The sequence below is a fragment of the Rhodanobacter koreensis genome, from assembly GCF_054782855.1.
This window is the reverse complement of the sequence record NZ_BAAGRR010000002.1, coordinates 296250-309585: the sequence shown is the minus strand read 5'-3', so window position 1 is coordinate 309585 and position 13336 is coordinate 296250. Positions and strand designations below refer to the sequence as shown.

The 13336-nt window shown below is 64.1% G+C and carries 8 protein-coding genes; 4 read left to right on the top strand and 4 right to left on the bottom strand.

Annotated elements, in window-relative coordinates; translation table 11 throughout:
- Nucleotides 1-12 precede the first annotated feature (12 nt).
- On the bottom strand, nucleotides 13-786 hold the full coding sequence (locus ACYVKM_RS07165; RefSeq protein ID WP_460876925.1) for a class I SAM-dependent methyltransferase: 774 nt from the start codon (nucleotides 784-786) through the stop codon (nucleotides 13-15).
- A gap of 213 nt (nucleotides 787-999) precedes the next feature.
- Between ACYVKM_RS07165 and ACYVKM_RS07160 the strand changes: the two genes are divergently transcribed.
- From ACYVKM_RS07160 to ACYVKM_RS07145, 4 genes are all read left to right on the top strand, one after another.
- Complete coding sequence (locus ACYVKM_RS07160) at nucleotides 1000-2427, top strand: hypothetical protein (protein ID WP_460876924.1); 1428 nt, start codon at nucleotides 1000-1002, stop codon at nucleotides 2425-2427.
- 190 nt (nucleotides 2428-2617) lie between these two features.
- On the top strand, nucleotides 2618-4918 hold the full coding sequence (locus ACYVKM_RS07155) for a transferrin receptor-like dimerization domain-containing protein (protein ID WP_460876923.1): 2301 nt from the start codon (nucleotides 2618-2620) through the stop codon (nucleotides 4916-4918).
- A gap of 154 nt (nucleotides 4919-5072) precedes the next feature.
- Nucleotides 5073-7073, top strand: coding sequence for a S9 family peptidase (locus tag ACYVKM_RS07150; protein ID WP_460876922.1), 2001 nt, complete (start codon nucleotides 5073-5075; stop codon nucleotides 7071-7073).
- 204 nt (nucleotides 7074-7277) lie between these two features.
- A complete protein-coding gene (locus tag ACYVKM_RS07145) occupies nucleotides 7278-10049 on the top strand; it encodes a M14 family zinc carboxypeptidase (protein ID WP_460876921.1) in 2772 nt (923 codons plus the stop codon).
- Between the two features lie 57 nt (nucleotides 10050-10106).
- Here ACYVKM_RS07145 and ACYVKM_RS07140 read toward each other — a convergent pair whose 3' ends face one another.
- From ACYVKM_RS07140 to ACYVKM_RS07130, 3 genes are all read right to left on the bottom strand, one after another.
- Nucleotides 10107-10880 carry a class I SAM-dependent methyltransferase gene (locus tag ACYVKM_RS07140; protein WP_460876920.1) on the bottom strand — a complete coding sequence of 258 codons (774 nt, stop codon included), beginning with the start codon at nucleotides 10878-10880 and terminating at the stop codon, nucleotides 10107-10109.
- A gap of 125 nt (nucleotides 10881-11005) precedes the next feature.
- Complete coding sequence (locus tag ACYVKM_RS07135) at nucleotides 11006-11782, bottom strand: slipin family protein (RefSeq protein ID WP_460876919.1); 777 nt, start codon at nucleotides 11780-11782, stop codon at nucleotides 11006-11008.
- A gap of 64 nt (nucleotides 11783-11846) precedes the next feature.
- On the bottom strand, nucleotides 11847-13232 hold the full coding sequence (locus ACYVKM_RS07130; RefSeq protein WP_460876918.1) for an NfeD family protein: 1386 nt from the start codon (nucleotides 13230-13232) through the stop codon (nucleotides 11847-11849).
- Nucleotides 13233-13336: the final 104 nt, after the last annotated feature.

Genomic DNA, 13336 nt, shown 5'->3' with positions numbered 1-13336 from the left:
CGGCTTGGCCGATCATTTCGCAGGTTTGCGGAAACGGTAGATGAACTGGTCGGTATGGCCGCGTATCGACGGGTCGAACACCTTCTTGTCGTGCGTGTCGGCCGGGTTGGCCAGCGCGCTGCTCTCACCATCGAAGACGAAACCGGCAGCCTCCACTTCCTGCTTCACCACCGCCGGATCGATGCGGTGCAGGGTATCGGTGTCGGCGAGGCCGGAGCCGGCCGGCGCCACATGGTCGATGACCACGAACAGGCCGCCGGGCTTGAGCGCCGCATAGACATCCTTGTCGAACTTCGCCATGTCGACCGGCCCCATGAACGGGTCGTGGTAGTCGTGGTAGTTCTGCGCGGTGAATACCAGGTCCACCGGCTTCGGCGCGTTCAGCTGCGCCGCGGGCTGCTTCAGCAGGCTGACGTTGGCGTAGTGCGGCGTGGCGACCAGCTTCTGCCAGTTGGCGAAACTCTTGGCCGAATGCTTGCCCATCTCATCCGGCCAGACGGTGTAGACATGGCCCTGCGACCCGACGATGGCGCTGAACACGCGCGTCCAGTAGCCGCTGCCGGGCACCAGTTCGAGCACGCGCTGGCCCGGCTTGACCTCGGCGAACGCCATCACCTCGGCAATCTTGCGGCGCGCGTCGTCGGCCGCATCGGCCTGCCGCGCCGGGTCGGCGAGCGCCTTGGTCACCGTGGCGGGGATCATTCCGCCGTTCATGGATGGGGCCTGGGCCAGGGTCGCGGCGGGAAGCGCGAGGGCCAGCAGCAAGGCAAGGGCAGTCGGGCGCATGACGTACTCCTTTCATTGGTGGAAGTGTCGATTGTGCTCCCGAATCGGGGCGCCGGCCCTGTGCCGCTTGGCATGGTGCGCCGGGCTGAGCCGGGGCCGATCATGGCTCACACGACGACCGCATTTCCGTCCCTCACGCGACAGCGTCCCCGCGCACTGGTAAAACAGGCGCAGTCACCTTGCCGGTCATTCATGATGAAGGAAGGAGCATCCATGGCACCGCTTCGCACAGGAATCCCGCTTGGCTGTGCACTGCTGCTGGCCTGCGCAGCCACACCAGGTCGCGCCCAGTCGGCCTCGCAGTGGCAGGCTCGCCAGATCGAGGCTTCGATCAAATCCGAGCAGATCATGCGGGAAGCCAACAAGCACAAGAGCCTGCTGGCCCAGTACCAGGTGATGCGCTATGCCCATGCCAGCAACAAGGATCCCGCTTTCCATGTCATCTTCGGTCAGTACCTGAGCTGGTACCAGACCTTCATCGGTGATTATCCGGACGCCGCAACCGCCTTCTCCATCAGGCAACCGGCGGCACCGGACGACCGCCCCTCACCGCTGGGCAACCCGGACTACACCGCCCGCCCGGCGCTGGAGGCGATTCCCGAACTGGCCAGGAACTACCGTGCCGTATTCTTCAACGAGGCACACAACATTCCGCTCACCCGCACCCTGACCGTGCAGTTGCTCGGCAAGTTGCGCGCGGAAGGCTTCAACTACTTCGCCGCCGAAACGCTTTACCAGACGGATACCAAACTGCAGTCGCGCGGCTACCCGACCAAGGACAGCGGCTTCTACACCCAGGAACCGATCTGTGCCGAAATGGTGCGTACCGCCCTGAAACTCGGCTTCAAGGTGATCGGCTACGAGGCACTCTCCAATGCCACCGGCGATGCCCGCGAGGCCGAACAGGCACGCAACATCTACCAGCAGGTATTCAAGAAGGACCCTTCGGCACGGCTGGTGCTCGACGCCGGGTATGCGCACATCCAGACATCGGGGACTTTTCTGGGCGGCTCGTCCATGGCCGAGCACCTGCACAAGCTCAGTGGCATCGTTCCGTTTACGGTGGAACAAACCATGTTCTATCCCCACCCATCCGCCGGTGACGATCATCCGGACTACGCTCCCATCATGCGGCAGTTGCAACCACAGGCGCCGATCGTGTTCGTGGACAAGGCCGGCAAACCGTGGTCACTGCGACAGGGCTATGACGTCAGCGTGTTCTTCCCGCCAGTGACAATGCGGCGCGGTCGACCCACCTGGCTGAGCCTGGGTGGCGAACGCAAACCCTACTTCGTCAGCGGTGAGCGCTGCCAGGGCAGCTACCCCTGCCTGGTCGAGGCGCGCTACGCCAACGAGGCTGACGACGCCATCCCCGCTGATCGTCTGGCACTCGATCCGGTTCCGCTGAATGCCGTACCCATGGATCGCATCAAGTACATGTCGGGCCCTCCCTTCAGCGAACTCTACTTGCGACCAGGAAAATACCGACTGACCTACAGCGACACGGATTCACGTTCGCTGTCTGCGCTGGACATCACGATCCCGGGAGGGGACGCCGACAAGGCATCCGACCAAACCGGTCCGGCACAGCCATCGTCACCGGCAAAAACCGGGACTGTTGCAGGACCATCAGGTTCATGAGCGGCACCGGACTGTCCGATTGCCCAATGAGAGTGGAAGCCACGCCATGTCGCCGAAGGCATGACTACTGTCCCAGACAGGTTTCCCGACGAAAGCGTATAACAGCCCAGGTATGACAGCAGTGGACCAGCATCCAAGATGCTGGCACTGCCATCCAGACAACGATCAACCGATGGGGAGTGATATCTCGATGACCCGATGGAAAATGCGCCCGTTGCTGACACTGGCCGGCGTGCTGGCCACCTGCGTGGCTGCCGCTGCCACCGACCAGGGCCGTCACGACGACGCCATGCTCGGCTTCAGTCCCGCCAATGCCGCTGCCCAGCAAAGCCTGGAGCAGCGCTTCGACGCCCAGCTCGATCCCGCCGACCAGCGGAGCTGGCTCAAGCAGATGTCGTCCGAGCCCAACCAGGTCGGCTCGCCGCACGACAAGGCCAATGCCGAGTTCATGCTGGCGAAGTTCCGCGAATGGGGCTGGGACGCACACATCGAGACCTTCAGCGTGCTGTATCCCACGCCGAAAAAGGAGGCACTGGAACTGCTGGGACCGCATCCCTACACCGCATCACTCAAGGAACCGGCGATAGCCGGCGACGCCACTTCCGGCCTTCCGGGCGCCCTGCCGCCGTACAACGTCTACGGTGGCGACGGTGACGTCACGGCGGAACTGGTCTATGTCAACTACGGCATGCCGGACGACTACAAGGAACTGGCCCGCCGCGGCATCGACGTGCGTGGCAAGATCGTCATCACCCGCTACGGTGGCGGCTGGCGCGGATTGAAACCCAAGCTGGCGCAGGAACACGGTGCCGTCGGCTGCCTGATCTATTCCGACCCGCATGACGACGGCTATGCCCGAGGTGATGTCTATCCGAAGGGTGGCTGGCGCCCGGCCGACGGCGTGCAGCGCGGCTCGGTCGCCGACATGCAGCTGTATCCCGGCGATCCGCTGACCCCGGGCATCGGCTCCACCCCGGGCGCCAAGCGACTGGCGCTGAAGGATGCGAAGACCATCCTGAAGATTCCGGTGCTGCCGATTTCCTACGCGGACGCCACGCCGTTGCTGCAATCACTGACCGGCCCGGTCGCACCGGCCGGCTGGCGCGGATCATTGCCGCTGACCTATCACGTCGGCCCGAGCGCGGCCAAAGCGCATCTCACCGTGCTGTCGGACTGGGGTCAGAAACCGGTCTACGACGTGATCGCCGTGCTCAAGGGCTCCACCGCGCCGGACCAGTGGATCGTGCGCGGCAACCACCATGACGGCTGGGTGTTCGGCACCTGGGATCCGCTTGCCGGCAACGTCGCCCTGATGGCCGAAGCCAAGGCCATCGGCGGCCTGGTCAAGCAGGGCTGGCGGCCGCAGCGTACTCTCGTCTACGCCAGCTGGGACGGCGAGGAGCCGGGCCTGCTGGGCTCGACCGAGTGGGCCGAGACGCATGCGAAAGAGCTGCAGGCCAAGGCCGTGCTCTACCTCAACTCGGACACCAACGGCCGCGGTTTCCTCGACGCCGGCGGCAGCCATTCACTGCAGCATCTGGTCAACCAGGTCGCCGCTGGCGTGACCGATCCGGAAACCCATGTCAGCGTGCTTGAACGCATGCGCGCGCACATGCTGGTCGACGGCTACAGCAAGGATGCCAGGCCCGAGGCCAAGGCGAATGCGAAGCTCGCGGCAACAGGTGGCGATGTGCCGATCCAGGCACTGGGCTCCGGCTCCGACTACAGCGCGTTCCTGGAGCACCTGGGTATCGCCTCGCTCGACCTCGGCTTCAGTGGGGAGGACGACGACGGCGGCATCTACCACTCGCGCTACGATTCGTTCGACCACTACGTCCGCTTCGGCGATCCGACGTTCGAGTACGGCGTGGCACTGTCCAAGGTCGCCGGCCACATCGTGCTGCGCACCGCCGACGCCAATGTGCTGCCGATGCGCTTCAGCGATTTCAGCAGCACGCTCGACCGCTACGTGGGTGAGTTGCACAAGCTGGTCGACGACACCCGCAAGGCCACCGAACAGCAGCACCAGCTGCTGGACATGCATGCGTACTCGCTCGATGCCGACCCGACCCGGCCGCTGGCACCGCCCGCACGCGACTCCGACGTGCCATCGATCGACCTGGCACCGCTGGACCAGGCCGCGAAACAGCTCAAGCAGAGTGCCCAGGCGTTCCAGGCTGCGTACACCAAACGCGCCAGCACCGGCTTCGACATGCCCGCCGCGCAACAGCAGCAACTGAACCAGCGGATGGGCAGCATGGAGCAGGCGCTCACCGATCCGGCCGGCCTGCCCGGCCGCGAGTGGTTCAAGCACTTCATCTACGCGCCCGGCATGCTCACCGGCTACGGCGTCAAGACAGTGCCCGGCGTGCGTGAGTCGCTCGAGGCACGCCGCTGGGACGAGGCCAACCATTACGCCGCGGCCACCGTGAAGGTGCTCGACCGCTACCGTGCACAACTCGATCAACTGACTGCATTGTTGAATCCATAACCGCGCAACGTCACGCTCGATCAGCAAGGGGCGGTCCAGGCATGGACCGCCCCTTTTCGTCTGATTGCCTCGGCGCCCGTGGCTCGCTATAAATGACCCGGGGATACGACCGCGCATAAGGTGCGGCCGTGCGTTATGACAGGGGAATCAGATGATGGATTTGCGACGCTGGATCGTGGCGTTTTTGTTGCTGTGCATGACCGTTCTGCATGCACAATCAGTCCCGTTGGCCGATCTTGCGCGCCATGACCAATACAGGGACGTCAAGATTTCCCCCGACGGGAAGTACCTGGCGGCAACTGCGATCGTCAAAGGCCAGACCGTACTGGCGTTGATCCATCTCGCCGACAAGAAGGGCAATGTCGTCAGTCCGCGTGAAGGGAACGATGTCATCAATTTCTGGTGGGCTTCGCCCACGCGCGTGATTTACACGGTAGGTGAACACCAGGGCGGCTACGACTCGCCATTGGCCACCGGCGAACTGTTCGGGGTCGATGGCGATGGCGGCAACCCGAAATTGCTGTACGGCTACCGCAACGGTGGCATGAGTACCGGCTCCCACATCCAGCAGGCCGTTGCCGATCGCGGGGTCGGCGAGTTCATCGCCTCGATTCCGGATGACCCCAATCATGTACTGGTCGCGATCAGCACATGGGATGCAGCGGGCAAGGAAGGGTTCCTGCCGATTGCGTACCGCATGGACGTACGCGACGGCAACCTGGCGCGCATCGTCACCGCGCCTATGCGCAACGTGCGATTCGTTGCCGATCACCAGGGGCGCATTCGATTTGCCTACGGTGAAGACGTCAACGGCAACGTGAAGGTGTACTCGCATCCGCTCAATGGCGACGGCTGGGAGTTGGTCTCCAAACCCGACGATGAGCGTGCCTACCCGTGGGCCTTTAGTCGCGACGACAGCATGGTCTATTTCTCCTGCGGCGCCGTCGGCGGATTCGGCATATGCAACTGGGATCCATCGAAGAACACCTGGACAACGGTCTGGAGCAATCCGAAAGTCATGCCGGATGGCTTCGTCTACGGCATGACCGACGACGATGTCATCGGGATCAGCTTCATGGATGGCCGTCCGGGTCTGTCGTTTTTCAATAGCCAGTCGGCAGACGCGAATACCCTGGTCGCGCTGATGAAACAGCTGCCCGGCGAAAGTGTCCGGTTCGTTTCCGGCACCCGCGATGGCAGCCTCAGTGTCGTGCTGGCCGAGGCCGATGCCGACCCCGGCACGTTCTACCTTTACGACCGCAGCGCGAAGAAACTGACTGGCTTGCTGGCGCGTGCATCGTGGATCAATCCGGAGCAGATGGCAGGCAAGCAGCCGTTCGAGTTTGCCGCGCGCGATGGCCTGGACCTGCATGGCTATATCAGCTTTCCGCCGGGCAGGGAGAGTGCAAAGCACCTGCCGATGGTAGTGTTCGTCCACGGCGGTCCTTACGGCATAAGCGACAGCTGGGATTTCGATCCCTATGTGCAGGTGCTGGCGACCCGCGGCTACGCCGTGTTGCAGGTGAACTATCGCGGCTCCGGCGGCTATGGCTACAACTTCGAGCATGCCGGCTGGGGTGAATGGGGCGGCAAGATGCAGGACGACGTCACCGACGCTACCCATTGGGCGATCGCGCAGGGCATCGCCGATCCACAGCGCATCTGCATCTTTGGCGGCAGCTACGGCGGCTATGCAGCGCTCGAGGGCGCGGTGAAGGAGCCCGACCTGTACAAATGCGCGATCGGCTATGTCGGCGTCTACGATCTGGCGCTGATGTACAGCCGTGGCGATATCCCGCAGTCCACTTCCGGCGAGAATTATCTCCGGCGCGTCCTCGGCAATGACATGAACGTGTTGGCGCAACGATCGCCGATCAACCAGCTCGACCGCCTCAAGGCCAGGGTCATGCTGGTCGTGGGTGGCGAAGATCGGCGCGTGCCATCGATCCAGGGCAGCAATCTGCACATGGCCTTGCTGAAGCGCAACATCGCCCATGTGTGGATGGAAAAACCTGGCGAGATGCATGGCTTCTACAGTGAAGCCAACTTGACCGAGTTGTATACGACGCTGGTGCAGTTCGTCGGCTCCAGCATCGGTCCCGGCGCGACAACGGCCAGCCCGACTGGTAGCAGCGGCAGCACGGCCATGCATTGATCCTCTGCAGGTGCACTCCGGCCATGTTCCGGCAGGAGTGTGCCTGCAACAGCAGGCGCGCCGCAGCAACATGCCGCACTCGGCGAAAACAGGTGACATGGCCGACATGCCCATGAGGCCACCCAACTGATGGGCTACGCGCGAGCACTCAGGTTCTGGCAGAGTGCGGTGATCTGTTGCCATGCGATCCAGGGGATCCACATCATGCGCGTGTCCATCCGGCTTTCACTGACCGCCCTGCTGGCGCTCGGCACCCTATGCGCCTGGGCAGCCACCAGTCCCGATGCGGCAATGTCGAATGGGTCGATGAACTACGCACGCGACCCGAACCAGCCGATCGACCAGGGCTATACCGACCAGATCCTGAAATTCACCACCGACCCCTCGTTCAACTCCCCGCTGACCGATTACCTGCCCGCCTCGGCCAGCGTGCCGACGCCGGAGAAGGTGCTCGGCCATATTTCCGGCGCACCGAATTACCTGCCCTACTCGGCCGACGTCTACCGCTACTTCCGTGCATTGGCCGCCGCCAGTCCGCGGGTGAAGGTGTTCACCATCGGCAAGACCGAGGAAGGCCGCGAGATGATCGCGGTGGCGATCGCCGATGAAAGCCTGCTGGCTGATCTGGATGCGAACAAGGCACGCCTGGCCAAACTGGGCGATCCGCGCAGCATCAACATGGACGATGCCACCGCCGACCAGCTGATCGCGCAATCCACGCCGGTCTACTACATCACCGGCACCATCCACTCCACCGAGACCGGCGCGCCGACCGCGCTGATGGAGCTGGCGTATCGCCTTGCGGTGGACAACGCGCCATACATCCAGCACATCCGCTCGCATGTCATCACGCTGATCACGCCGGTGGTCGAAGTCGACGGTCGCGACCGCATGGTCGACCTGTACAACTGGCATCTGGCGCATCCGGGCCAGAACTATCCGCCGCTGATGTACTGGGGCCACTACGTCGCGCACGACAACAACCGCGACGCGATGGGCATGACGCTCAACCTCACCCGCAACGTGGCGGACACCTATATCGGCTGGCATGCGCAGGTGCTGCACGACCTGCATGAGTCGGTGCCGTTCCTGTACGACAACACGGTGGGGGACGGCCCGTACAACGCGTGGATCGACCCTATCCTCACCGGTGAGTGGCAACAGCTGGGCTGGGACAACGTGCAGCAGCTGACCAAGTTCGGCATGCCCGGTGTGTTCACCCATGGCGACTTCGACACCTGGAGTCCGGGCTATCTGATGTTCATCGCGGCCATGCACAACGGCGTCAGCCGGTTGTATGAAACCTTCGGCAATGACGGCGCCGATACGGTCAAGCGCACGCTCGATCCGGCCGACTACCAGCGCACCTGGTACAAGCCGAATCCGCCGTGGCCGGTGGTCACCTGGTCGCAGCGCGACAACAACAATTACGAGCAGACCGGCCTGCTCACCGCGCTGAACTATTTTTCCGACAACAGCCAGCTGTTCCTGAAGAACTTCTATCTCAAGAGCAAACGCTCGATCGAGAAGCCGCAGGAAGCGGGCCCCGCCGCTTACGTATTCCCTGCCGATGACAAGCGCACCGGCTCACAGGCGCAACTGCTGCGTATCATGCAGTTGCAGCATGCGGAAGTGAGTCGCCTCACCGCACCCGCCACGGTGACCTTGCCGAAGGCCAAGGGCGACGACGGCAAGGACGCCAAGGCTACGTCGCGCACCTTCGCCGCCGGCAGCTACGTGGTGCGCATGGACCAGCCGTATTCGCGCATCGCCGACACCTTGCTGGATCGCCAGTACTGGTCGCCGAAGGATCCGCAGCAGCACCCCTATGACGATACCGCCTGGTCGATGGGCGACCTGTTCGACGTACAGGTGGTGCGCGTCACTGACAACGCCATCCTCAAGGCGCCGATGGACGTGGTCAGCCAGCCTGTCACGGTGCCGCAGGGTCTTGCCGCGATCGACATACCGAACGGAAAGCTGCCGCGCATCGCGTTGATGCACACCTGGCTGGACACCCAGACCGAGGGCTGGTGGCGCATGGCGCTCGACAAACTGCACGTGCCATACAGCTACGTCAGCACGCAGGATGTGGCAAGGACCAGCGATCTGCGCGCCAGGTACGACGTGATCCTGTTCGGCCCGATCGGAGGCGTCAGTGCACAGCAGATCGTCGACGGCTTGCCGATGTGGGGCAGCCCGATGCCGTGGAAGACCACCAGGCTGACACCGAACATCGGCCACATCGACAGCACCGATGACATCCGTCCCGGACTGGGCTCAAGCGGCCTCGCCAACCTCAAGCAGTTCGTGCGCTCCGGTGGCCTGCTGATCACCGCCGAGGACACCGCGAAGTTCGCAATCGACACCGGCCTGGCACCGGGTGTGTTCGTCACGCCCACGCACAACCTCAAGGTCGTCGGCAGCGTGCTGCAGGCGAACTTCGTCGACCGCAAGAATCCGATCGCCGCGACTTACACCAAGGACGACCTGGCGCTGTACAGCGCGCTGGGCCAGTCTTTCACGGTGTCCAATCTGGTCACCGGTGACAATGGCCTGCCCACCGCGAAAGACTTCCAGCGCCCGACCGGACGCGGTGGCCCGCATGACACCGACACACCCGAAGGTCGCGCTTCGGTCGAGCCACCCGCCCTGCCCGACGTCAAGCCCTGGCAGGCGCTGCCGCTGAATGCCGAGCAGATGCGCAACAACCCGTGGGTGATTCCGGCCGATCAGCGCCCGCAGGTGATCCTGCATTACGCCGATGCCAGCCACCTGCTGATCGCCGGCCTGCTCGACGGCGGTGACGAGATGGCCGAGCGCGCCGCCGTGGTCGATGCCCGCTACGGCAAGGGCCACGTGCTGCTGTTTGCCGGCAACCCGATCTGGCGTGGTGAAACCATCGGCAGCTATCCGCTGGTGTTCAACGCGATCGTGAACTTCGACCGGCTGGATGCGACGTCGTCGAAGCACTGAGAAGCCCGTGCGGCCATCCACCGAGGCATGGCCGCACGATCAGGCAAAGCCCGATGCTCAGTGCGCCGGTTTGCGGAAGCGGTACATGAACTGATCGGTCTTGCCGCGGATCGACTTGTCGAACACCTTGATGGTGTGCGGGTCATCCGGGTTGCGCAGCGCGCTGCTCTCGCCGTCGAAGACGAAGCCGGCAGCCTCCACCTCTTGCTTCACGATGGCCGGATCGATCCGGTGAAGCGTATCGGTGTCCTGCAGGCCCGACCCGGCCGGTGCCACGTGGTCGATGATCACCCACAGGCCACCGGGCTTCAGCGCGGCGAACACCTGTTTGTTGAGCACCGAGGGATCGACCTTGCCCATGAACTGGTCGGGATAGTCGTGGTAGTTCTGCGAGGTGAACACCACGTCGACCGGCTCGGGCGAGCTCAGTTGATTGGCCGGCTGGGTCAGCACACTGACGTTCGCGTAATGCGGCTCGGTGGCTAGCTTGCGCAGATTGGCCACATCCGATTCGGCTTCTTTCGCGTACTCGTTCGGCCACACCGTGAACACATGGCCCGTGGGCCCGACGATGGCACTGAACACCCGGGTGAAATAGCCGCTGCCGGGGATCAGCTCCAGCACTTTCTGGCCCGGCTTGACCTCGGCAAATGTCATCACCTCGGCGATCTTGCGACGGGCATCATTTTCCGTATCGGCCTGGCGCGCGGGATCGCTGACCGCAGCCGTGACATAGGCCGGCGTCGCAACTGCCGGATGGGATGGGACCTTGGACAGAACTGCCGCAGGAAGCGTGAGAGCAATCAGCAGGGCGAGCACAGTCGGACGCATGACGAACTCCATGGGTTGGGGAATGGTGCGCGCGATTGTGCTCCCAAATCCGACTACGCCTGCATGCCGTTCGTCACCCCTTGCGATACGCGTGAGCGGGCACGCTCCGCCGGCAACCCGCCGGATCAGACCGGCCTTGCGGAATCCGGCCTGGGCGGCAGCGCCTCCAGCAACGGCCGGATCAGATCCAGCGGCAGCGGAAACACGATGGTCGAGGACTTGCCGCTATTGGACATGTCGGCCAGCGTCTGCAGGTAGCGCAGCTGCAGTGCCTGTGGCTGCTGCGACAGCATCGCGGCAGCATCGCGCAGCTTCTCGGCGGCCTGCATCTCGCCTTCCGCATGGATCACCTTGGCACGGCGCTCGCGCTCGGCCTCGGCCTGGCGGGCGATCGCGCGCACCATCGTCTCGTTGAGGTCGACATCCTTGATCTCGACGTTGGCGATCTTGATGCCCCACGGATCGGTCGCCTCGTCCAGGATCGTCTGCAAAGTGTGGTTGATCGAGTCGCGCTGCGACAGGATCTCGTCCAGCTCATGCTGGCCGAGCACCGAGCGCAATCGCGTCTGCGCCAGCTGGCTGGTGGCCTGCAGGAAATTCTCCACCTGCAAGACGGATTTGTCGGGTTCCACCACGCGGAAGTACACCACCGCATTGACGCGCACCGACACGTTGTCGCGCGAGATCACGTCCTGCGGCGGCACGTCCATCACGGTCACCCGCAGGTCGACCCGGGTCATGCGCTGTACCGCGGGAATCAGCAGCACCAGGCCGGGCCCCCTGGTGCCGGTGTAGCGGCCCAGCGTCAGGATCACGCCACGCTGATACTCCGGCAGGATCTTGACGGCGGAGAACAGCAGCAGCACGCCAAGAATGATCACTACACCGATGAATCCGAACATCGCCATGTCTCCCGTGGATGGTTTCGTGGAGCTGTCGCCCGACACGTTTTGCAGGAGCTGTGCATCACACTGGCTCGACCCACAGCAACAGTCCCTGCCGCCGCACGATGCGAACCGCTGCCCCCGCCGGCAGCGCAGTGTCGCAGCGCACGCGCCAGCGTTCACCGCGCACCATCATCCATGCCTCGCCACCGGCACGCACCGGCTCCAGCAGTCTGCCGATGTCGGTGAACATCTCCGCGTCGCCGGTGACCTGGCGCGCACGGCGCGAACGGAAGACCAGCCAGACGATCAGCCCCAGCAACGCGGCCGCAGCCACCGCGATGCCGGCAATCACGCCAAGATTGACGCCGTAGCCGGGCACGCCGGTGTGCATCAGCATCACCGAACCGACCACGAACGAGACCAGTCCGCCGGCACCGAACGCACCCACGCTGGGATTGACCGCCTCGGCCACCAGCAGGCCGATGCCGAGTGCCATCAACGCCAGTCCGGCGTAATTCACCGGCAGCAATTGCAACGCATACAGGCCGACCAGCAGGCAGATGCCGCCGGCAATGCCCGGCAGCAATGCGCCCGGATGCAGCGCTTCCAGCAGCAGTCCGAAAATGCCGGCCAGCAACAGCAGGTAGGCGATGGTGGGGTTGGTGATGATCGCCAGGAAACGCGTGCGCGCATCCGGTGCGTAGTCGCGCACGGACGCATCCTTGAGCCGCAAGGTGACACTGCGATCGCCCACCTGCACCTGTCGGCCGTCCGCCTTGGCCAGCAGGTCGGCAACGTCCGTTGCGACAAAATCGATCACGTGCTGCTGCGCCGCTTCGCTGGCGGTCAGCGTGTCCGCGCCGCGCACCGCCTGCTCGGCCCATGCGACGTTGCGTCCACGCAACTGGGCCAGTGAACGGATATAGGCAATCGCATCGTTCAATACCTTGTGTGACTCGGCATCGTCGGCATCGGCTGGCTTTTCGCGGACGGAGCCCGCCATGGCAGGTTTGCCGTCGGCCTTCGGCACCGGCATCGGCGTGTCGCCGCCCAGTTGCACCGGCGTCGCCGCGCCGAGGTGCGTGGCCGGAGCCATCGCGGCAATCTGCCCTGCATACAGGATGTAGGTACCCGCCGATGCGGCCCGCGCACCGCCCGGCGCGACATACACCAGCACGGGCAATCGGCATTCCAGCATGCTGGCGATGATCTGCCGCATCGAATCGGATAACCCGCCGGGCGTGTCCAGCCGCAGCACGATCGCCACCGCACCGTCGGCTACCGCATGCTTAGAGGCATCATCGAAGTATTCCGCCGCAGCCGGGCCTATCGGCCCCTCCAGGGTGATCTGCGCCACCATCCCGGCGCCCACCGTACGATCGGCAACGGCGACCTGCACGGCCGCCGACGCCATCGGCACCATGCCAAGCACCACGATCCAGACCAGGCATAACCCACGCGCCATCACATCGACCTCCGCGCAAGCTGCGTGTCGGTGCCGCTACTGTAGCGCGGACAATGTGCAGAAACCGATGACTCCACCTTACCGAGTCGCTGCATCCGGCGGCG